General features: G+C 36.9%; 19 protein-coding genes, 1 other RNA gene and 1 pseudogene. 6 read left to right on the plus strand and 15 right to left on the minus strand.

Annotation, left to right across the window (positions count from 1 at the left end; all coding sequences use genetic code 11):
- Nucleotides 1-113 precede the first annotated feature (113 nt).
- The 4 genes from AC4G3K_RS11145 to AC4G3K_RS11160 all read right to left on the minus strand — a co-directional run bounded on the left by AC4G3K_RS11145 (nt 114) and on the right by AC4G3K_RS11160 (nt 6,311).
- A complete protein-coding gene (locus AC4G3K_RS11145) occupies nt 114-1,550 on the minus strand; it encodes a PH domain-containing protein (protein WP_491077569.1) in 1,437 nt (478 codons plus the stop codon).
- On the minus strand, nt 1,547-2,065 hold the full coding sequence (locus AC4G3K_RS11150) for a PH domain-containing protein (protein WP_491133317.1): 519 nt from the start codon (nt 2,063-2,065) through the stop codon (nt 1,547-1,549). The genes AC4G3K_RS11145 and AC4G3K_RS11150 overlap by 4 nt, the downstream gene beginning before the upstream one ends.
- Nucleotides 2,066-2,232: 167 nt before the next feature.
- Nucleotides 2,233-3,078, minus strand: a complete 846-nt coding sequence (locus tag AC4G3K_RS11155) for an aldose epimerase family protein (protein WP_491077567.1) — start codon at nt 3,076-3,078, stop codon at nt 2,233-2,235.
- 137 nt (nt 3,079-3,215) lie between these two features.
- Nucleotides 3,216-6,311: an efflux RND transporter permease subunit gene (locus AC4G3K_RS11160; protein WP_491133318.1), complete on the minus strand. Its 3,096-nt coding sequence runs from the start codon at nt 6,309-6,311 to the stop codon at nt 3,216-3,218.
- A 110-nt stretch (nt 6,312-6,421) separates the two neighbouring features.
- Between AC4G3K_RS11160 and AC4G3K_RS11165 the strand changes: the two genes are divergently transcribed.
- The 3 genes from AC4G3K_RS11165 to AC4G3K_RS11175 all read left to right on the plus strand — a co-directional run bounded on the left by AC4G3K_RS11165 (nt 6,422) and on the right by AC4G3K_RS11175 (nt 8,691).
- Nucleotides 6,422-7,258 (plus strand): TetR/AcrR family transcriptional regulator, encoded by an 837-nt coding sequence (locus AC4G3K_RS11165; RefSeq protein WP_491133319.1) that lies wholly within the window; start codon nt 6,422-6,424, stop codon nt 7,256-7,258.
- Between the two features lie 210 nt (nt 7,259-7,468).
- The gene (locus AC4G3K_RS11170; protein ID WP_491133320.1) at nt 7,469-8,101 is read left to right on the plus strand and encodes a YesL family protein; all 633 of its coding nucleotides are present in this window, start codon (nt 7,469-7,471) and stop codon (nt 8,099-8,101) included.
- A 170-nt stretch (nt 8,102-8,271) separates the two neighbouring features.
- A complete protein-coding gene (locus AC4G3K_RS11175; protein WP_491133321.1) occupies nt 8,272-8,691 on the plus strand; it encodes a hypothetical protein in 420 nt (139 codons plus the stop codon).
- Between the two features lie 263 nt (nt 8,692-8,954).
- Here AC4G3K_RS11175 and AC4G3K_RS11180 read toward each other — a convergent pair.
- The 4 genes and pseudogenes from AC4G3K_RS11180 to AC4G3K_RS11195 form a co-directional block, all read right to left on the minus strand.
- Nucleotides 8,955-9,336: pseudogene (locus tag AC4G3K_RS11180) on the minus strand (YciI family protein).
- A 197-nt stretch (nt 9,337-9,533) separates the two neighbouring features.
- Complete coding sequence (locus AC4G3K_RS11185) at nt 9,534-10,355, minus strand: carbohydrate ABC transporter permease (RefSeq protein WP_491077562.1); 822 nt, start codon at nt 10,353-10,355, stop codon at nt 9,534-9,536.
- 15 nt (nt 10,356-10,370) lie between these two features.
- Entirely contained in the window at nt 10,371-11,249 is an 879-nt protein-coding gene (locus tag AC4G3K_RS11190) for a carbohydrate ABC transporter permease (RefSeq protein ID WP_491077561.1), read from the minus strand.
- A gap of 71 nt (nt 11,250-11,320) precedes the next feature.
- Nucleotides 11,321-12,616 (minus strand): extracellular solute-binding protein, encoded by a 1,296-nt coding sequence (locus tag AC4G3K_RS11195; protein ID WP_491077560.1) that lies wholly within the window; start codon nt 12,614-12,616, stop codon nt 11,321-11,323.
- A gap of 138 nt (nt 12,617-12,754) precedes the next feature.
- Between AC4G3K_RS11195 and AC4G3K_RS11200 the strand changes: the two genes are divergently transcribed.
- The 3 genes from AC4G3K_RS11200 (at nt 12,755) to AC4G3K_RS11210 (ending at nt 16,849) form a co-directional block, all read left to right on the plus strand.
- A complete protein-coding gene (locus AC4G3K_RS11200; RefSeq protein WP_491077559.1) occupies nt 12,755-13,954 on the plus strand; it encodes an ROK family transcriptional regulator in 1,200 nt (399 codons plus the stop codon).
- Between the two features lie 79 nt (nt 13,955-14,033).
- Nucleotides 14,034-15,638 carry a glycoside hydrolase family 43 protein gene (locus AC4G3K_RS11205; protein ID WP_491077736.1) on the plus strand — a complete coding sequence of 535 codons (1,605 nt, stop codon included), beginning with the start codon at nt 14,034-14,036 and terminating at the stop codon, nt 15,636-15,638.
- 287 nt (nt 15,639-15,925) lie between these two features.
- Entirely contained in the window at nt 15,926-16,849 is a 924-nt protein-coding gene (locus tag AC4G3K_RS11210; RefSeq protein WP_491077558.1) for an aldo/keto reductase, read from the plus strand.
- A 278-nt stretch (nt 16,850-17,127) separates the two neighbouring features.
- On the opposite strand, the gene AC4G3K_RS11215 is transcribed toward AC4G3K_RS11210, so the two are convergent.
- From AC4G3K_RS11215 to AC4G3K_RS11245, 7 genes are all read right to left on the minus strand, one after another.
- On the minus strand, nt 17,128-17,745 hold the full coding sequence (locus tag AC4G3K_RS11215; RefSeq protein ID WP_491077557.1) for a hypothetical protein: 618 nt from the start codon (nt 17,743-17,745) through the stop codon (nt 17,128-17,130).
- The gene (locus AC4G3K_RS11220) at nt 17,745-18,329 is read right to left on the minus strand and encodes a hypothetical protein (protein ID WP_491133322.1); all 585 of its coding nucleotides are present in this window, start codon (nt 18,327-18,329) and stop codon (nt 17,745-17,747) included. The genes AC4G3K_RS11215 and AC4G3K_RS11220 overlap by 1 nt, the downstream gene beginning before the upstream one ends.
- Before the next feature lie 76 nt (nt 18,330-18,405).
- Complete coding sequence (locus AC4G3K_RS11225) at nt 18,406-19,197, minus strand: hypothetical protein (RefSeq protein WP_491133323.1); 792 nt, start codon at nt 19,195-19,197, stop codon at nt 18,406-18,408.
- Nucleotides 19,198-19,706: 509 nt separating this feature from the next.
- Nucleotides 19,707-20,069: a transfer-messenger RNA gene (gene ssrA, locus AC4G3K_RS11230) on the minus strand.
- A gap of 137 nt (nt 20,070-20,206) precedes the next feature.
- Entirely contained in the window at nt 20,207-20,671 is a 465-nt protein-coding gene (gene smpB / locus AC4G3K_RS11235; protein WP_491077554.1) for an SsrA-binding protein SmpB, read from the minus strand.
- Nucleotides 20,672-20,737: 66 nt separating this feature from the next.
- Complete coding sequence (locus AC4G3K_RS11240) at nt 20,738-21,115, minus strand: RidA family protein (protein ID WP_491133324.1); 378 nt, start codon at nt 21,113-21,115, stop codon at nt 20,738-20,740.
- A 179-nt stretch (nt 21,116-21,294) separates the two neighbouring features.
- Nucleotides 21,295-22,677, minus strand: coding sequence for an L-cystine transporter (locus AC4G3K_RS11245; RefSeq protein ID WP_491133325.1), 1,383 nt, complete (start codon nt 22,675-22,677; stop codon nt 21,295-21,297).
- Nucleotides 22,678-22,771: the final 94 nt, after the last annotated feature.

Consider the following 22,771-nt stretch of genomic DNA (forward strand, 5'->3'; position numbering starts at 1 on the left):
TCACTTTACTACCATGCCTGAAGAGTATCAGCTACATGTGATGAATATATTGTTTGTTTCTATCTTTATCGTATCACTATCTCAGTTAAAGATGTTCATTATTTTACCATTATTTATAATATTTTTTTATTACTGCTCTTTTTATACCATTCATGAAAATTCACAACGGCCTCTTTTGGGACATCCGGTAATGATGTAATGACCACTGGCTTCGAACGATTGGTAAATTCCAATGTGGCTACATCAAATTTACGTTGCAGCCATGAATATCCTATTTGGATTTGCTGGATATTCTTTCGTTTTGTTAAAAAGGTTTCTGTAACAAGACCGCCATTTCGAACCTGAATGAATGTTTCATTCTGCAAATAGCTTGTAAATTTATAATTAAGAACGCGAAGTACCAGTTCAATCACAAAAACAGCAAGGGCTGCCCATATCCACTCTTTCTTAATTATATAGAGGCCGATTATAGCAGTGATGGTCCAGTAATAGGGACGGATAAGCCTCAAACCTAATACCTTCCTGGGTAAATGAATCATATCTTCTTCAATATGATACTCTGGCAATAATTTATTTGTTAATATATAAGCTTCATGCTTCGGTAAAAAAGGATACAGTGAACTAATCTCCTGTTCCTTATTCTCTGTTTGGCCGGCACTTACGACCTTAACTTCAGCCATTCCCAAGAGGCGCTTTATTAAAGACTGTTTAATCGCAATCGCCTGAACCCTGCTTTTTTGTATAGAGAATGTAGTTCTGTTTAACACTCCTTTAGATATATAAATCCTCGAATCATCGCCTGCTATTTCATAGTTTCCATACTTGAGGACCGTTTGGATATATCCAATACCAAAAGAAAGAAGAAGGGCAATCACAGCCATTGGAACTAATAATAGTAGATGATCCATAAAATAGGAGACAATTATTTTCGTAGACTCCTCAACATTAAAAAAATCATCAATATTTGAGTAGACAGCTGCGAGAATCGGAAAAATAGCCAAAAAACTGAATGAAGTCAGGGCAGCTTTAAGATTATCTTTTTGAGTGGAGCGGAAATAAATTTGTTTTTCAACCACTTCTTCTACTGTCTCATCCACCTGATTAGAATTTTTCCTATGCACCAAATCAAGGATTCGATCTGCTTCCTCTAAACTGACAGCGGCAAAGGTCAAGGTGGAATCATCATCCGTAGTACCTGTTTCCAGTTTAATAGATGTTAAGCCCATCAGCTTATGAATAAAGTTTGTTTGGATATGGTGATCCTGAATACGCTCATACGTTGTTGTACGAATTTTTTTAACAAACACACCCTCGTGAAGTACGATTGCTTCTTCTTTCAACTCATAGGTACTTGTATACCATCTTAAGAGGATGATTATGAGGCCCCCGGCAACAAAAAGCCAGAAAGCATATCGCGCCCACACAATCCATCCAGTATCTTTATCCGCCTGTAAAATAAATAAAAAAAGGATAATAAAAAAGAGACTTTTAATTAAACTGCCTATCTCTAATAGAATCCAGGCAGGATGTTGTCTTTTGGATTGGTTCATAGCTCCTGCTCCATCCCTTTTTCATCCAGATCTTTAACCTTGGCAAAGATCGCAATTTGCTCACGTAATGCTATTGCCTGTTCAGACGGAATAGCAGGAATCGTATGATTGGTAGTCGTTGTTCCTATTTCAACATCGTAAAGCTGGTACTTCCGTAACAATGGACCTTGATGTGTCGATACATATTCTACTTTTGTCATCGGAATCACAAAGTATCTTTCGATAAAATGTCCATGCTTCAATTGAATATATTCCTCGTCTATTTCATATCTCCATGTTTTATATTTATAATAGGGTTCGAAAAGAATAGAGTAGATGGCTGAGAATAAGGTAAAAACAAAAAGCACAATTAATCCATATGTAATCCATGTCTTCCAATCATACAGTTCAGAAAGATACCATAATACTCCGAGTATAAGGAGAGTCATACCATGTCCAAGTGTATTGGACAGCCTCCAAACCCATATACTATTCTTGGATATCCTCTGTGTTGGTTCTTGAATTTGTAAATACATTTCTCCACATCCCTGCCTGTCTTTTACTATCTATACGAGAAGATAAATCATTGCATTCCAATAAACTATTTATTGCCTCTTTCCCTTATTTCGACAAAAATTCTTTTATCCCTTTCAAAAAACAAAAAACCTGGTATCTAGCTGTACCGATTTAACTTCTACTATGTTTAGCTATGCTTGATTGAAATACTGCACTTGGCCTGTAACTCTTCATGTGCAGGTAAACGAACAATGCCTTTCTTCTGATTAAATCCATCAGGAAGTCCCATCCATGGCTCAAGACATACATATTGATCCGGCTTTTCCGACCAAATAACAATGGTAGTAAAGTGGTTGCTATAGTCCACTTCAATTGTGTCTTGATTATGACTCAGTCTAGATATCCCTCCAGATACCGGATTGAATAGTTTAGCATCCTGTATAGGTATATCCTTCAGATTGTTCTCGAATGGTTTTGTTAAGCCATCCTCATTATCAACATATTGAGTTGCTGGGATTCCATAATGGGTGGTTGAATGATTCACATTAAAATATGGATGAAAGCCGGCATAGAATGGCATGGTTTCTGATGATAAATTTTTGTAAGTTTGATTAATAATTAGCTTTCCATTTTCTAATTTATACGTAAACTCAAGAGAGAAATGAAAAGGATATTGTTCAAAGGTTTCTTCATCATCCCGCAAATGTAAGGTTGCCCAATTAGAAGCTTGATTGACTACATCCCAAGCCTTATTTCGAGCAAACCCATGCTGACGCATTGTATAGGTATGTCCTTTATGTTGATATTCATTGTTTGGTAATGGACCACAGATTGGAAACAGAACCGGGTTGCCTCCGCGGATATTTTTTGTTGGATCTGCGAATGTTTCCTCCTGAAGATATAAGATTTCTTTCCCTTGGAGAGTAAGCTGAAGTAAGATACCCCCTCTTTCCGGACATAAAATTGCTCTTGAATTTGTAGCTTTTTCCGTTAGAACGATTACTTGATAACCAGCCAATATTTCCATAGCCATTGATTATTTCACTCCTTAAATAAGTTGATTGATATTTGTGAACTATAACACAATTATACAGAACTTTGATTCTTAAAAAATAAAAACCACAGTTTCATTAGCAATCTATCATGCTAAGAAACTGTGGTTTTAAAGAATTAATCTTCTACTATATCTTTACGATTTTTCTTAAATAGCTTAGATAGTACTTCATATACAATCGGTACAATCACTAATGTTAAGAGTGTCGAACTAATCAAACCGCCGATTACAGTAATAGCAAGATCTTTTGAAACAAGACCTCCGCCACCATCGCTTAGTGCCATTGGGATCATCGCACCAATCGTCGCAATGGCTGTCATTAAGATTGGACGCAGCCTTGTTGCTCCTGCTTCAAGGATAGCTTCACGCATAGTCAATCCTTCACGTTCCATATGAATGATACGGTCAACCAATACAATGGCATTTGTCACGACAATACCAATCAACATTAACAGACCCATCATAACGGATACAGAAATCGTTTGTCCGGATAGATATAGTCCAACAAATGAACCAATTACCGCGAATGGCAAGGAGAACAGAATCGCAAATGGAGCTAATCCTTCACGGAATGTGACGACAAGGATAAAGTATACAATCGCTACAGCCGCAATCATAGCCACTCCAAGCTGTGTAAAGGTCTCAGTCATATCTGCTGCAACACCAGAAACCCCAGTCGTTACACCTTTCGGTAAATCAAGTTTATCTACTTTTTCATCTGCAGCACTTGAAGCCTTAGATACATCTTCACCAACTATTGTTCCTGATACAGTCGCATAATACTCACCCTCAGAACGAGCTAGTGTATTAAGAGTCGTTCCTTCTTCAACTTTTACAAGCTGAGATAACGGCATTGCAGTACCCTGCGCAGTCGGTATTTGTGTTTTCAGTAAATCATCCATTGACTTTGGATCAGCTTTCGCTTCACGTTGGACGATGACCTCAATATCATTGCCATCATTCTCGACTGTCGTTAATACTTCTTTTTGATCAGATGCATTTAACGCCATGACAATTTGACCAGTTGTTAAACCATATTGCAGGACATCCGCCTGATCTACTTTTAACACATGCTCTACATATGGGTCTTCGGCATCAGAAGTGACATCTTCCAATTCCTTCACTTCTCCAAGCGCGCCTTCCACTTGTTTCACAGCATCCTGCAAGTCCTCCAAGTCTTTACTGTAAATCGTGTAGCTTGCTTCATTAGATGACATACCACCCATTGAAGCAAAATCCTGAAGTTTCCACTCACCGGATTGACCTAGATTAAGTAAATAATCTTCAACTTTTTCTTTTTCTTCACTGAAGTTTTCCGTTTCAGGATCAAAGATCAGGAACATTAATGCCCCTCCAGCACCGCCGCCCATAGCCATGGACGATGCCATATCAGTAGAATCGGAATCCGTTACGGATAACTGGATAACATCAATATCCTTGTGTTTCATTAATTTCTTTTCAACTTGCTCGATATTCTTTAATGTATCTTCCTCTACCTCACCTGTAGCTGGTGTGTATGTCACATACATCGATTTCTCTTCCTGAGATCCCATAAAGCTGAATCCAATTAACGGTGTTAAGGCTATTGAACCGCCTAACAAAACAACTGCGATAATAGATGTAATGACTTTATGGTTCAGTGCTTTAGCCAATACACCTTTATACCAGATTGCCAGTTTACCAACTTCTTTATGATGGCTTGCTTTTCTCTCCCCATATAGACCTTTACGGAATAAGAAGTGAGATAATGCCGGAACAATTGTAATGGCCACGATTAACGAGGCAATTAAAGCAAATGACATCGTTAAGGCGAATGGCATAAACAATTCTCCTACCATACCACCAATAAAGACCATTGGGGCAAATACGGCTATTGTCACTAATGTTGAAGATAAAACTGGCTTGAACATTTCAAGCGTTGCTTCACGTATTAGTGCCCGTCCTCTTAACTTTTCTTCTTTCAAATGCATTCTTCGGTAAATATTTTCCACTACGACAATGGAGTCATCAATTACCCGCCCAATCGCCACGGTTATCGCACCAAGTGTCATAATATTTAAGGTAATATCCATCCAATTCAAGAGCAGCAAGGCCATGAGAATGGATACTGGAATAGAGATAATCGATATAATGGTAGATTTAAGATCTCGTAAGAATAACAAGATGACCAGAATTGCGATTAATCCGCCAAATAAAGCTTTTTCAATCATCGTAAATACAGAGTCCTCGATTGGTTTACCCTGATCAAGTGTGACATCTATCTTCAACCCATCGATTGTTTTTTCCTGATCGTCAATTAGGTCCTTAACAGCATTTACAACGGTTACTGTATTTGCTTCTTGTCCTTTAACAATTTGTATCGCTATCGCATCTTTTCCGTTGGTACGTGAAACAGATTCTACTTTACCAACCTTTTCGATTTTTGCAATGTCACTTAATTTTACAAACGGTGTTGGATTCTCCGCAGATGGCGTTACTGGGATCACCATATTTTTTAGGTCATCAACCGTCTTAAGTTTTCCATCTACATAAACCGCTTCTTCGCCTTCTTCAAATTCATAAAGTCCAAGCGAAAGCTCCATGTCGCTCGCCTGAATCATTTCCTTCACTTTGTCTTCAGTCAGTCCCAATTGCTTCATCTTTTCCTGATTGTAACTGAAGTTTACTTCTTCTATATGTTGACCTGTAATGGTTGCAGAAGCTACACCATCAATTTCTTCAATTTTAGGCAAGATTGTATCTTCCACAGTTGAGGTTAAATCAACAATGTCCTCTTCCTCACTGCTGATGGATAAGGATAGAACCGGCATCATATTCATACTAATCGCCATTATGGACGGCTCTTCAGCATCCTCCGGCATTTCCACTGCATCTATGGCCGATTGCAATTCACGTTTTTTCTCATCCATATCTACCCCGTACTCATACTCTACCTGAACCTGAGATACGCTGGATGATGAATTCGAGGTAACCGCATTTACATCTTCTAGTCCCTCTATAGCCTTCTCCATCGGAATGGAGACTTCATTCATTACTTGCTCTGGAGCAGCACCAGGATACACTCCCATTACGATTAAATAGGGAATAGATATATCCGGAATAGACTCCATTTTCATTTTTGTGCCTGAATAGATTCCTGAGGCTGTGATAATGATCGTTAATAGCCATACAGCCAGTTTATTTCCTAAGACAAAATTGACTAACCCTTTCACCCTTACACCTTCCCTTTGCTAATAAGATTCTAACAATTGACTCAATTCCTACATTTATTTATAATAATGACTGGTTGGTCAGATGTCAACTAATGAACAGGGGTGTCGGCATGGTTAAAAAACACTTAATAATGGAAAAGGCTTTTGAACTTTTCGCTAAAAATGGGATTGAAGCAACATCTATTCAACAAATTACAGAAATCTGCGGAATTTCAAAAGGCGCTTTCTACCTGTCTTATAAGTCAAAGGATGAATTAGTTTTCGCATTGATTGATTACTTCCTGAGCGATATGACAGCTAATATTGAACATTCGGTCAGTAAGTCTCATTCATCTGAATCCTTACTTTATGATTTTTATTATACTATTTTTAATGCGTATCAAAGTCATTCCAACTTTGCGAAGGTTTTAATAAAAGAACAGTTTACTTCCTGCAGTACTGAGATATTTGAACAGTTATCCAAATATGACCATTTTTTGAATTCTATTATATTCTCAATAATAGATCGCCAATTTCCTGATGTGAATGATTCTATGCGGCCTGATTTGGTTTATACCATTAAAGGATTCTCTAAACTTTATGCAGAGTTATTTTTCATATCTAATTATCCTTTTGAGCTGGATCTCTTATGCAAATCTTTAGTTGAAAAAGTAACCGTTTTAGCCAATCAGGCAACCATACCTCTCATTCCAGCTGAATATCTATCCTATACAAGTACAGAAACCCTCGTACCTTCAAAGGATGAACTGGTGAATTTGCTCACTGTAAAAAAGGATGAAATAACTGATCGAACAATTCAGCAATCATTGGAGCTTTTAATAAATGAATTGTTGAATCCTCAATATCCCGAAGCCATTATTGATGGTCTACTGAAGAATTTAAAGGAAAATTCCCACAGTAAATGGACAGCCTATTTATATGAAGCCTATTTAGATGCTCTTCAATAAAAATTAATAACTGAATTTATTCTTAAAATCCCAACCGCAGAGAATGCTTGGGATTTTTTATTTTTATAATCCAATGAATCTGCATACAAGATTTCCGTATCTTCTATCTCCCCTTAAAATTCTATATATTCTCAATAATGTTTAATATAGCCTCTATATTGCAGTATAATAATAGAATAAGATGTATTCGCCAAGGAGGGATAGTGGCACTTGAAGGATTTAGGAAATGGTCTTTACACCATATTGGAATGGATTACAAGGTTTGCCTACTTAAATTTATTATGGGTTATGTTTACTTTGACCGGTGCTATTCTATTCGGTCTATACCCCTCAACCACAGCCATGTTTGCAGTGGTGAGAAAATGGCTAAGAGGACATTCTGATTTGCCGGTCTTCAGTACCTTTTGGTCTTATTATAAAAAAGACTTTTGGAAAAGTAATCATTTAGGGATCTATACATCCTTCATTATTCTGTTGATCGTAACTGATCTGTTTTATATACAAAGCGGTACAAGCAGTCTTATGCCAGGAATCCATATCCCGATTTTCGTTTGTATTCTGTTATTTATCTTTTTACTATTCTATTTGTTTCCTGTTTTCGCTCATTATGAACTGCCAGTTCGATCTATTTATAAACAGGCCTTTTTGATGATGTTAATCAGCCCTATTCAACTATTTCTGATGGTCATTTGTCTGGCGGCTTTTCTCGTTATCACCAGCATCTTTCCGGCACTGGCATTTATATTTGGATTTAGCTTTTATTCCTTTATCACTACCTGGTTAGCTTCTACCTCATTCAGACGTTTAGAAGCCAAGCAACACGCAAGTCAACAGAACAGATGAAGATACAAAGCACAAATGCTCTTTTTGAGGTAGCTTGTGCTTTCTCTATTTCTTAGTATAAAGTTCTGTAGATGACCTATTTAACTACAAAAGCAGGTTAGTGAAAAAAGACATAGATGATAAATGATCAAATAGGTATAACAAATACCATTCATAAGGGGGTGCTTTATTTGAGCAATCAAATTAAGGGAGAGAAAATAGCTATAACTTTAAAGAGAAAAATAGTAACGGCTGTTCTTAGTAGTTTATTATTTACACTTATTCTTTCAACACCTGATTGGTTTGAAGGGGATGTTTTTATAAATTTATACTATTTAAACTTTATGTTCGTCATTACTTACGGCATTATTACTTCCTCTTTTAGTGACTGGATTAGCAAGAAGCTCTCTAAAAAAGCCTATACTCGTGAAATCACTTCCTTCTTATTTCATTGTTTATACGGATCCATTTTAGCCGTATTAAGTCTTATTTCTGCTATCTTATTCTTTATTGTTGACCGTTTACTAAAAAAGGTGGAGATTAGATGGATGTCCGTTATTATAGCCTTATCAATCGTAGTGCTAGTCTTTATTATTATGATTAATAGGTAGCTGAAATAAGCGAGTTCCGACTTAACTATTATATGTACGTAAAGGAACTACTGGGCGTTTTGATTGAACAACTGTGATAACAGGATTTTTCATCCATGAGCAATATTTAAGAAAAGAGCCATTCAAATTGTAGACATAGTCCTCATTTCAGGAATAATATCTGCAGTTTGTAATTGAAGTAAAACTCCTTATAGATAAATAGCCTCCCATACGTTTTCATGTCCGAAATTCTTGTATGATTCATTCTCTAATTAAAAATAAAATCATGAGTGTTTATTAGTTTGTTCCGGAAACTCAATTTACTTGCCGCAACTCAATTTGACCTTCCCCATGTCCTTGTGGATCCGGCATCCGCATAGCCCACTCAAAGGCTTCTTCCTTCGACCTCACATCAATTAGAATGAACCCAGCAATCAGTTCATTCGTTTCTAAAAACGGGCCATCCGTGACCACTGGATTTTCTCCTGGTTTTGGATAAGAAATACGAATCCCATTTGAACTTGGATGAAGTCCTTTAGCAATAATTCGCACGCCTGCCTTCTCTAATTCCTCATTGTATTTCGCCATGGCTTCCCTGAGCACTGGGCTTGGAAGATTTCCGGATTCCGAATTCTTCGAAGCTTTGACAATAATCATAAAAAGCATAAAATCCTCCTTTATTATTATGGAAAATCTCCTGATTGACCTATTTATAATGAAACGAACAGGTACTTCAAAATTTATCATTATAACTATTCAGTAAAACCAAAGGATATTCTTTCTAAAAAAAACAGCGGAAATATAAAAAAGCAGCTTAGACCTCGCATAAGGTTTAGGCTGCTTACGTTTACCTATTAAACTCATTACCCTTTAACTGCGCTTGCAGATAATCCTTCGACTACTTTATTACTGAAGAAAATGAAAGCAAGTAATAATGGAAGGAAACTGATAATTAATGTGGCACCAATTGCACCCCAGTCTGTCATATATTGTCCAATGAAATTCTGAATGCCAACCGTCAACGTTTTATATTTATCAGAGCTGATAAACGTGTTAACAAATACGAATTCATTCCAATTGTAAATCATATTGATGATGACGGTGGTGGACATGATAGGCATGGACATGGGCAGGATGATTCGGAAGAACATCCGATTGATTGAACTTCCATCAATAATGGCTGCCTCTTCAATTTCTCTTGGCAATGTCGTATAAAAGCCCATCAGAATCATCATCGTAATCGGTAGATTATAAGCCGTATAAGTGATAACAATGGACCATGGATTATCAATCAAATTCACATTCAAGAACATATTAAACAAGGGAATTAACGCTGAATGAATTGGAATCATTAGGCCGACCATAAACAATCCTAATACAAGCTTACTATATTTCCAATGCATTCTCGTAATCGCGAAAGTTGCCATACTTGCAAAAAGAACCGTTATTACAATAGCAACCCCTGTAATCCAAATACTATTAAAGAAGTATAACCCAATGCCCCCATCCCAAACCTTCAAATAGTTTTCCCACCTAAATTCGGAGGGAAGAGCAAATGGGGAACCTGCAAAGATCTCCTGATTACTCTTTAATGAAAACAGGAATAACCATATTATTGGAAAAATCTGAAATAACGCAACCGCTCCCAAACAAATATATAGTACAATTTTTCCGAACCGAGCCATCATGTTTCCTCCTCTCTAATATTGGATTTCATCCTTGGATGCGGTCAGTTTATTAACAATAACCGTAACAATCAAAGTAATGACGAGTAACAGGAATCCAATCGCACTCCCGTAACCAAAATTAGAGGTTGAGAAGGCCAATTTATACATATAGGAAGCCATTACTTCGCTCGATCCATTCGGACCTCCGCCAGTCATAACATAAATAAGATCGAAATACTTAAGTGAACCAACAATAGCCAGTACAACTGTAACCTTTACTACCCCCATGATTAGCGGCAGCTTGATTTTCAAGGCAATCTGCCAAGGAGTCGCGCCATCTATTCTTGCTGCTTCAATTAAAGATTCAGGGATGTTTTTCAGAGCTGCATAATAAATCAAAATATAAAATCCTGCATACTGCCATAAGATGGGGATAAAAATAGCATATAAAACAATAGACGTATCAGAAAGCCATAAAGGTGGATTTTCAACCCCCATCCAAGTCAATAGTGTATTCAATATTCCATTCGAAGGATTGAACACCTTAATCCACAACTGTGCGATAGCCACTGAAGATAATAGCATGGGAATCAAATAGATCTTTCTTAATAAATCTGCGCCTTTAATTTTGGAAGCCAGAATAAGAGAAATGGCTAAATAGATGACTAAACTTAAAGTTGAAAAGATAGCCAGTAAAATAGAATGCCAGGCACTGTCCCAAAATTTTGCATCCTGGATTGCATTGATATAGTTTTCCAAGCCAATAAACGTCATGGAGCCAATGCCATCCCAATCCATAAGCCCATAATACCCGGTTAAAATAAGTGGAATAAAAATCAGCACACTGACCAATAGCAAAGCCGGCAGAATATACATCGCTATAACCCACTTATTGGACATCACTTTATTCATAGAAACCACCTCTTCTATATGTAGGAAAAGGATTCATCAAAACCAAGATGAATCCTTTTCCCCTTATCTTATTATTCTGCAGAAAGTGCATCTTCATGTGCTTTTGTAAATTTCTCCGGCGTTGTTTCCTTGCCGAATAAAGACTGAATTTGATCTAAGTGAATCTGCGCAGCATCAGAGCTTAACTGTACATCCGCATACAGAGTAATATTGGTCGCTTTATTTAATTTACCCAATACATCCACATACATTTGCGGCAAATCTAGCTTTTCAGCATCAATTTTAGTAGCCGGTATTACGCCAGCATCCGTGACAGATTTTTCTCCCCACTGCTGAACAAAGTAAGAGACGAAATCCTTCGCTTCTTCTTTTACTTTAGAGTCTTCAGAAACAAACAATCCTACTCCAGGACCACCAACATAACTGTTCATATCCCCTTTTCCATCAACAGATGGGAAGTCGAAGAAACCAACTTGATCTTTAAATTCCTGAGGCACATCTGGGTTTGTTGTGTAGTTAGGCAAATCCCATGTAGCAATTAGATACATAGCTGCCTGACTGTTCATGAACATACTCTTTGCTTCTTCATCGGACAATCCATTGAATCCATCTACAAAACCATTTGCATCAACTAATGTTTGAACTTTTTCAGCTGCAGATACGAGTGCCGGATCTTCAAAAGAACCTGTACGGTCAATTGCACCTTTTAAGGCTTCCGTTCCGCCAATACGGTCAGCTAAGTACATATACCATAATGAACCAGTCCATTTGTCCTTATTACCAAGCGCAATAGGCTCAACTCCTTTTTTATCAAGAGTTTCCGCTACTTTTACTAAATCATCATAAGTTTTTGGAACTTCTAGCCCATTATCCTTAAAAATCTTTTTATTATAGAAAACAGAGGCAATATTAAGCTCCAGTGGAAGACCGTATGTTTTATCATCAATTTGGTAAGCTTCTGTTGTCCCCGCTACAAAGGAGTCCTTTAAATCTCCTTCAAGAATGTCATCAAGTGGCGCAAATTTTTTCCCATCTACATATGGCTGAAGGTATCCTGCTGCCCAAGTCATCCCAACATCAGGAAGTTCATTGGAAGCAGATAAAACTTTTATCTTATCCTTGTATTGTTCATTGCTTAAAACTTCAAGCTCAACCTTAACGTCCTTATGTTCCTTCTCATATTCCGCAACAATATTTTTAACAATTTCATGATGTTGTTTAGAACTGCCTTCTGGCCATAGATGCATAAACTTAATAACTTTCTTACCATCAGAGTTTGACTTTTCAGTATCCGACGAACAACCCGCTAAAACTAAAAATATGGCTAAAAACCCAACAAGAAAAGAAAACGCTTTCTTTTTGTGCATGAATAAACCCCCAAAATTTAATTTTACTTACTAGTAAACTCAAATTTAGAATATCATGGAAAACTTTGTTTGTCTACTGGATAAACAAAGTATTAGATGTTACTATTAGAATAAAAGAGTAAGAAATGAGGAAGACCAGTGAAGACGTATAATCAACAGGTTGTTAAAAAAGAGAATAAATCATTGGTCATGCAAGTAATAAAGGAATTTTCTCCTCTATCACGAACGGATGTTGCCAATAAAACCGGCCTAAATAAGGGAACAGTCTCTTCCTTGGTCTGTGAACTTATAAACGAACAGCTCGTATCAGAATCCGGTCCAGGTAAATCCAACGGTGGCAGACGGCCGGTTATGTTGTTATTCAATGAAGATGCCGGCTATTCCATCGGAATTGATATTGGAGTCAATTATATATTGGGGATCATCACCAACCTACAGGGGAAAATCTACAAAGAAAAACTTAGAAACTTTCAGGATTTAACCTATGAAGAAATAAAAACAGAACTCTATGAAATGATTGATTGTATGTTTACCTCCATTCCGGATTGCCCTTATGATGTAGTTGGAATTGGGATCGGCGTACCGGGCACTGTCGATACGAACGGAAAAATTTTAATGGCTCCAAATTTACATTGGAAAAATATCAATTTGAAAAATTTGGTTGAAAAGAGATACCAGGTACCTGTCATAGTCGAGAATGAAGCAAATTGCGGTGTATATGGCGAAAAAAAGTTCGGTATAGGAAAAGACTTCAACAACATGATATACATAAGTATTGGATTTGGGATTGGGGGTGGCTTAATCCTTAATAACCATCTTTATCAAGGTAACAATGGACTTTCAGGAGAGCTTGGCCACATGACAATCGATAGAAACGGAGAAAAATGCCGTTGCGGTGACTATGGATGCTGGGAATTATACGCATCAGAAAGAGCCTTAATCAGTCAGGCCAAAAACAAAATGGATGATCCAACCGTTACACTCGAACATCTAATAAACCTTGCAGAACATGAGGACCCTGTGGCACTTGAATTATTCAATGAAATAGGGAAATCTTTGGGAATTGGCATTAATAATATCATTAATATATTCAATCCTGACCAAGTCATTCTCGGTAATCGCCTGGCTGTCTGTGAAAAATGGCTGCATTCTTCATTAGTAGAAACGATTCAAAACCACTCTTTATCTAATCATCAAAAGGATTTACATATTCATTACTCAAGTTTAGCAAGCCGCTCATGTGCTCTCGGCGTCGCTGCTTTTTCAACCGAACATTTCTTAAACAATGATTTATTCCATCAAAGTATTCAAACCTATCCATTGGTGCATCAAAATTAGTTGCTTTCTTTTGCTGGTTCAACCTAAGCACCCACAAATTTGAAAGCGCTTATATTTTTTATATATGAAGGAGAATACAATAATGAAAATTCAAAATCCTATTTTAACTGGTTTTAATCCTGATCCATGTATTTGCAGACATGACGATGATTATTATATTGCCGTTTCTACATTTGAATGGTTCCCGGGAGTCGGTATTTATCATTCAAAAGATTTAAAAAATTGGACATTAGTCTCTCGTCCATTAAATCGTTTAAGCCAACTGAATATGATGGGTAATCCTAATTCAGGCGGTATTTGGGCTCCTGCTCTTTCCTATCATGATGGGAAGTTCTGGCTGATTTATACGGATGTGAAGGTGACTGACGGGCAGTGGAAAGACAGTCATAATTATCTCAGTACATGTGAAACCATTGATGGTGAATGGTCCGACCCCGTTCATCTAAACAGTTCAGGTTTTGACCCTTCTTTATTTCATGACGATGACGGTAAAAAATATTTTGTTAATATGGTTTGGGATCATCGCCTTGGAAACCATCCTTTCTATGGGATTGTTCTTCAGGAATATAGCGTTGAAGAGAAAAAGTTGGTTGGCAGCAAAAAGATTATTTTCAAAGGAACGGACATTAAGTTAACGGAAGCTCCCCATTTATATAAGTGGAATGGCTACTATTATCTTTTAACAGCCGAGGGTGGAACAAAATATGATCACCAGGCTACTATTGCGCGTTCGAAAACGATTGATGGCCCATATGACGTTCATCCGGAAAATCCATTGATTACATCGTTTCCATATCCAAGAAACCCATTACAAAAAGCCGGCCATGCATCCATTGTTCACACACATACTGATGAGTGGTTTTTAGTTCATTTAACCGGACGCCCTCTTCCTAAAGAGAATGAGGCATTACTGGATCCAAGAGGATATTGTCCGCTCGGCCGTGAAACAGCTATTCAACGACTAACCTGGGAAAACGATTGGCCTTATGTCGTCGGTGGTAATCAGCCTTCCCTTGAAATAGAAGGACCTAATATGGAAGAAGTAAAATGGGATAAAGATCCCGAAAAAGATGATTTTAACGATAAGACATTACATCTTAACTTCCAGACATTACGGATTCCGTTGGGAGATCATCTTTCATTGGAAGAAAAACCAGGTCACTTGCGCTTGTACGGTAAAGAATCGCTCTCTTCAAAATTTACACAGGCTTTTGTGGCGAGACGCTGGCAGCATTTTAACTTTACAGCTGAAACAAAAGTAGCTTTTCAACCGGAATCATTCCAGCAAGCTGCCGGTTTAGTAAACTATTACAATACGGAAAACTGGAGTGCTCTCCAGCTTACATGGCATGAAGAAAAAGGAAGAGTTCTAGATTTAACGGTATGTGATAATTTCACCTTTGATCGACCATTGAGAGATAATGAAATTCCTGTACCGGATGAAGTTGAATATGTTTATATACGTTCCGATGTCAAAACAAACACGTACCACTATTCTTACTCATTTGACGGGGAAACTTGGACAGAAATCCCGGTAACCTTATATTCTTATAAACTGTCTGATGATTATATCCGCGGCGGAGGATTCTTTACCGGAGCCTTTGTAGGCATGCAGTGCCAGGATACTTCAGGTGAAGGAAAACATGCAGATTTTGATTATTTTGTATATAAGATCAACGAATAATTTTATGAGCAAAATATTAAATAGGCTTTAGCTTAAAGAGGATATCCAGGTCGGATATCCTCTTTAACTATCCCTGCTAAAAGATACATTTACCTCTTCCGACTTCTAAAACAGAATAAATGTAAGGGTTCCCAAAAGTACTTTCTTCTTCATTATAGTAAAATGGAGACAGCATACAGATTATTGGCCCTTGGACGATTAGAATTAAAATTTCACCTAGGTTTAATCGGCCGCTAACTTAGATAGGTAAGATACGAGTCCTTTTAATGAATGGAGGAGGAATAATCATGAAAAAAATAAACCTTGGCAGCAGCAATTTGAGCGTTCCAGCGATTGCGGTAGGTTGTATGAGAATTGATTCTATGGACGATGACAAATTAGCTTCCCATCTTTCTTTTTGCATGGAGAATGGGTTAAATTTCTTTGATCATGCTGATATTTATGGCAAAGGGATTTGTGAAACTAAATTTGATAAGTCCCTAAAGATTGCCGGATATAACAGAGAAGATATAATCCTGCAATCTAAATGCGGAATCAAACCAGGTGCAATGTATGACTTATCGAAAGAGCATATTTTAACGTCTGTCGATGAAATATTAAAACGTCTGGAAACAGATTATCTAGATGTACTGGTTCTTCATCGCCCAGATGCTTTAGTCGAACCCGAGGAAGTCGCGGAGGCATTTGATACCCTTCTGAGCACTGGCAAAGTTCTTCATTTCGGTGTATCCAATCATAAACCGATGCAAATTGAATTATTAAAAAAATATGTAAAGCAGCCAATCATCGTCAATCAGATGCAATTTAGCATCCCCTTTTCCAGCATGATCGCTAATGGAATGGAAGTGAATATGCAAACAGAGGGTGCGGTTGATAGAGATGGCAGTGTCCTTGATTATTGCAGGTTGCATGATATCACGATTCAGGCTTGGTCACCTTTTCAGTATGGGTTCTTTGAAGGCGTCTTTATCGACAATCACGAGAAGTTTCCTGAGTTGAATCAATCTCTCCAAGAATTAGCTGAGAACTACGAAACAACGCCAACTGCCATTGCAGCAGCATGGATTTTGCGACACCCGGCAAACATTCAGTTGATTGCGGGTACCACTAACCAAAATCGGATGGCTGAAATTATAAAAGGCAGTGAAATTAAGCTCAGCCGCGAGGAATGGTATCGCCTTTATTTGAACAGCGGTCATATTTTGCCTTAAAGCTTTCGTAAAAGAACTTCTTTTTGGAAGAAAATACTAAATTATTGGTTACCCGCTTCATAAAGTGATGAGAAATCCAGTTATGTCGATCCAGGATATCAAAATGCAAAGAAATATGATTTTAGACTTAAAAAGAATTCGCCTGCAAAAAAGATTGTAGATTAGTAGCTCTTTTTCAAATTATAAACGCTTCAGGCGAGAAGTAAGTAAAGATACCTATATAAAAAGGACAATCCAAATGGATTATCCTTTTTATATCAAAAATTATGTAATACTTTCTAGTAACTTTCTAAGATTTCATCAGTTACTTCTAGAAAGTATTCAAAAGTATCATTAGCCTTAATTAATTCATCATATAACAAATTTAATAGATTTCCATTTCCGTTATCTTCTGGATTATTCGGTCGACCTGGATTTGTATCTGAACCTGTTTGATTATCACCATCTTGAGAACCACTGGAGGATTGATCATTATCAGTATCAGTATTCTCCCCAGTACTAACATCAGTACTATTATCTAATATACTATTCCCATTATTGGTAGTTTGATTATCACCATCTTGAGAACCGCCTGATGAATTGTCATGATTGCCTTGTATATGATTCTGGGCATTATTTACTAAACCATCTTGGTTGGTACTGTCTAGAGATCCACTTGATAATTTATCATTATTAGTAGTTTGGTTTTGATCTGTATCGTTATCTTGATCTAGATTGTCTTCGTTATCTTTTCCCTCATCTTTTGATACTTCAGATGTAATCTCTTGTTCATCTTTAGAATCTTCATTTACTGAGCAAGATTTAACTAAAAATACAAGAGCTAGTAGCAATGCTACTAGCATTACTATTAATAAATTTCTCTTAGAGCCGTTAGTAGTTGATTGATTATTTTCCATTATTCTACCTCTAATTCAATGCTAGATTGAGGTTTTTCTTCTTGGTCAACTTTATTGGACTCTATGTTTGCTATTTGTTCTTCTAATTCTTTTATATAGTCTTTTTGTTCTTTATTCTTTTCTTCTAGATTAACCTGGTTGGACTCTAAGCTTTCTACCTGACCTTCTAATTCTTTTATATAGTCCTCTTGTTCTTTAGTTTCTTCTTGTTTAACCTTATTGGACTCTATTTTTTCTATTTGTTCTTCTAATTCTTTTATATAGTCTTCTTGTTTTTTATTCTTTTCTTCCTGTTTCTCTAAATCATCTTTTAAACTATCAACATTAGATTCTGATACTGCATCACTATCTTGTACCGTAGCTTCTTTTAATTTAGCGTATTCCTTATATAATTCCATATATTTGTTTACTAACTTCTGTTCATTAGTTGAATAAGCTTCTACTTTATCCTTTAAAATATTTATATTATTTTCAATATTGTCTATTGGAGCAGAATTAAATACTACGGATGATGCTATAGCAACTGATGCTATAGCCGCACTAGCAACAACCCCAATAACTGTACTAATTAAAACTTTGTTCATCTTTTTCTCCCTTTATATCCAGATTCTAAAATAAGGACTAATAAAAATTAGTCCTTATTTAGATTTTATAAAGTTTTTATTTTTCTTTTGTTATTGTTTGTACTACACCATCATTGTTAGTTACTGTAACGATAACTTTAGCTATATTTGCTTTATTTAGAGTTGAAGAATATGTTGTACCAGCTACTAATTGATTGGAATAATTTTGATTCCAAAATTCTGCACCTTTTCCATATTTGTTACCTTCAGAATCATTTAAGTATCCACTATAAATTTTACTTTTTGTTTCTACAGGGTTTCCATCAGCATCAATATACTCAATTTTAATATTTCCTTTAGATGAAAGTGATATATCTATATCTTCTTTTAGGCTGATAGTAACTTGAGCACGGTTTGCATAAAAATATGGCTTTACTGTTGCTATTTCAACTGCTTCTTGATCTTCACCTAATCCTGGTAAAGTATTTGGATCTGTCATTTTATAAGTATTAGCTTCTTGAACTGCATCATTTGACTTTATTTCTAAGTCTTCTATAGCTGCATTAGCTTTTTCTAGTTCTCCTGTAAGTCTTTTTATTTCTGCTTCCAATTCTGCTTTTTCAGATGTAGAAACATCTTCGTTATTTTCTAATTTTGCGTTTAATTCATCTATTTTTTCTTGTAATGAAGCTATTTTTACTTCTGCTTCACCTTTTAATGTATTATATTTTTCAACTAATGCTTCATCATTTTTAGCAAATGCAGCTATTTTTGATCTTAATGCTTCAATGTTGTCCATTACTTTGTTTGCCGCATCTGTATTAAACACCAATGTTCCTGCTATAGCTGTTACTCCTATCGCTCCTGCTACTGTTGCCTTCCAATTCATTTTATACTCTATCTCCTATCTTACATATTATGAAATTTGTATAATTTATTTCCATCGGAGATTATATCACTCGAAATATTAGTATATCAATATAACGATTAAAAGCCTTTTTTTTAAATCAATTGAGAATTTGGCTATAAAATTTAACTTTTACATACATCATAAAACTCATGTAAATTATAATCTTCACGCAATATTTAATAATAAAAATAACCTATAAATAAGGTCACGGTTCCACTTTTTAAGGCACTCAAATCTGTACTAAATAGGATTCATATAAACCAGTGTTCAATGATATTATACTAATGTACATAATCTGCTAATTCTCTCTGTATATCTTTCAATCCATCAAATTGACGACCTTTGATTTTGATAAAGAAAAAAAGCTCGGTAAAAACCGAGCTTTCATCATTAAAATATATACTATCTAAAATTTAGGAATGATTTCATTGCCAGTTTGGCAAAATTATATTAAAGCCACACAAATAAAAAACCACCAACATATGTATTGGTGGAGACGGTGGGAGTCGAACCCACGTCCAAAGATAACGGCACTTATGCATCTACGAGTGTAGTCGACATATTAGCGATTCGCTGTGCCTTCTGCCTATCGACAGGCGCCCGGACAGCTAGTCTGGTTGTTCTCTTCCTTCTCCCTCAGACGGTGAGATCCGGCGTAGTCCACTAAATTTGAGTCCCTTACCCTACCACATGGACAATGGAGGGAGGAACAGCTTATCGACTGTTATTAAGCAGCGAAAGCTAGGTTGTTGTTTTGTTTGCCAGTTATAGGCTTTGACGTTTTAACGAGGACGATCCCCTCGACTCGCAACATAAGCTCGAACTACCCCTGTCGAATCCGTAACGTCCCCATGATAAGAATGTGGATCGCACGAGATGAAGAAGCTTGCTTTTGCGTTGCTTCTATTCAATTGTGGTACATAAGTAATTATAACATAATAAATGTGAAATTCAATTGTAAGAACTTGGTGAGAGTACCAACCTAAGCTTAACGCTGACGATCTTTAAATGCTCGTTCAATTTCACGTTTCGCTTCTTTTCTCTTCAAGTCTTCACGTTTATCATAATTCTTTTTACCCTTGCCTAAACCGATTAAAACCTTGGCAAACCCGTTCTTCAAATACAGCTTCAATGGCACAAGCGCATACCCTTGTTCTTTTGTTGCACCGATCAATTTGCTGATTTCCTTATTGTGCAAGAGTAACTTACGAACGCGCAATGGATCATGATTGTAGCGGTTGCCCTGCTCATATGGGCTGATATGCATTCCCATTAAGAAGACTTCCCCATTAATAATCCTTGCATATGAATCCTTTAGGTTAACTCGACCATTTCGGATTGATTTAATTTCAGTCCCCTGCAAAACAATTCCTGCTTCATAGGTTTCCTCGATAAAGTAATCATGATACGCTTTTTTATTTTGACCAAGTACCTTTCCTGTACCCTTTGGCATTTAATTGCCCCCTCTCTCTGTATATGGGTTAGGTTAAAAAAGAGCCTGGCTTCGGGCTCTCTCCTATCATACTACAGCAATAGCTTCTATTTCTACAAGTCCGTCTTTAGGTAGACGCGCTACTTCCACAGCACTTCTAGCTGGAAAACTGCCGCTGAAATAAGTGGCATATACTTCATTGACTGCCGCAAAATCATTCATATCATTCAGGAATACGGTCGTCTTCACGATATGATTCAAATCAAGCCCTTCTTCTTTGAGAATAGCCTGTATGTTTTTAAATGCTTGATGTGTTTGCTCCTGTACCCCATCCTTTAATTCGCCCGTTTCAGGATCTAACCCAAGCTGTCCGGATGTATAAACAAATCCATTTACTCGAATCGCTTGTGAATATGGCCCAATCGCTGCCGGTGCCTTGGATGTTTGAACCGTAATCTTACTCATTCTAGTATTCCTCCATTTCGCTGAAATCCATACCTATATAGTATTCGATTGAAACGCTTGTTATCCTTCTCTCGGAAATTGAAACATGTAGATATACCCTTTATTCCTTTCCCGACTTAAAGCATCACGAAACAATAAAAAAGGAAGAATGCATATAGACTGCATTCCCCCTTCTCTTTTTATGCCTCAACCGAATTCATTTCAACCATTTTACCATTATACACATCTTTGTCCAATTCGCCTGTTACGCGGCCAGTTACCAAGCCTGCTGTAGTTGAACCGCTGACATTAAGAGCTGTTCTGCCCATATCAATCAATGGTTCTACAGAGATTAGTAACGCTGCAATACCAATTGGCAAATTCATGCTCGATAAGACGATTAATGCGGCAAAGGTAGCCCCTCCGCCAACGCCGGCAACACCAAACGAACTGATGGCTACTATGATGACTAGCTGAATAAGGAATCCGGGATCAAGTGGGTCCGGTGCAATCATGACAGCCAACATAGCCGGATAGATTCCTGCACATCCATTTTGACCAATGGATGCCCCTAGAGAAGCAGCAAAGTTCGCAATTCCTTCTGAGTTACCAAATTGTTTAGTTTGAGTTTCTACATTAATTGGAATGGACGCTGCACTTGAACGAGATGTAAAGGCAAATGTAAGTAAAGGACCCATTTTCTTAACATATTGCATCGGATTTAATCCAGTAAAGAATAATATAGCCAAATGAATCAGGAACATCACGATCAGCGCTACATAAGAAGCGATAACAAAGGTGGATAATTCAACTATTCCCTGAACATTTGTATTGGCAATAGTGGTCGCCATTAACGCTAAAATACCATATGGAGTTAAGCGAAGAATCAATGTAACGATTCTCATCACAATTTTATATAGAGCATTAATAATTTTTTCGAATGTTTCAAACTCTTTTGGTGCTTTTCTTCTAACACCCATAGCTGCAATCCCAATGAACGCTGCAAAAATGACCGTCGCGATCGTAGAAGTCGGTCTTTGTCCAGTCAAATCAAGGAACGGATTTGTTGGGATGACCTGCAAAATACGTTCTGGGAAGCTCTGATTCTCTACTTGAACCATCGTTTCTTCTAACTCGGCCGAACGAGTTTGCTCTGCTTCGCCAGATTCAAGGTGGTCCGCTGATAAATCAAATGTTAAAGCACTGCCTATTCCAACAGCAGCCGCTATAGCTGTTGTTAAAATCAGAATTCCGATAATGGAGAAACTGATTTTCCCCACTCCTGCCTGTCCCTTTAAACGAATGATGGCTGATATAATCGACACAACGATCAAGGGCATAACAATCATTTTTAACAGGCTGACATACCCTGTTCCAACAATACTGTACCAGTTTTTCGTATCTGTTAGAACAGTACTGTCGCTCTTAAATGCCAATTGAAGGAATACCCCCAAAAGAATTCCCAATCCGAGACCTGTAAATACTCGTTTTGAAAAGGAAACATGTTTCTTTTGCATATAGAATAGTATACCGACTAATGCGAGCAATATAAGAATATTTATAATAACTAAAAATGTATTCATTTCAAATTCTCCCCTTTCTCAATTCATACTAAAGACATATGATATGTATTATATAAATTATAGTATCTAAAGTACAGTAATATGACTAAGTAAA

The sequence above is a fragment of the Bacillus sp. z26 genome (assembly GCF_058313635.1).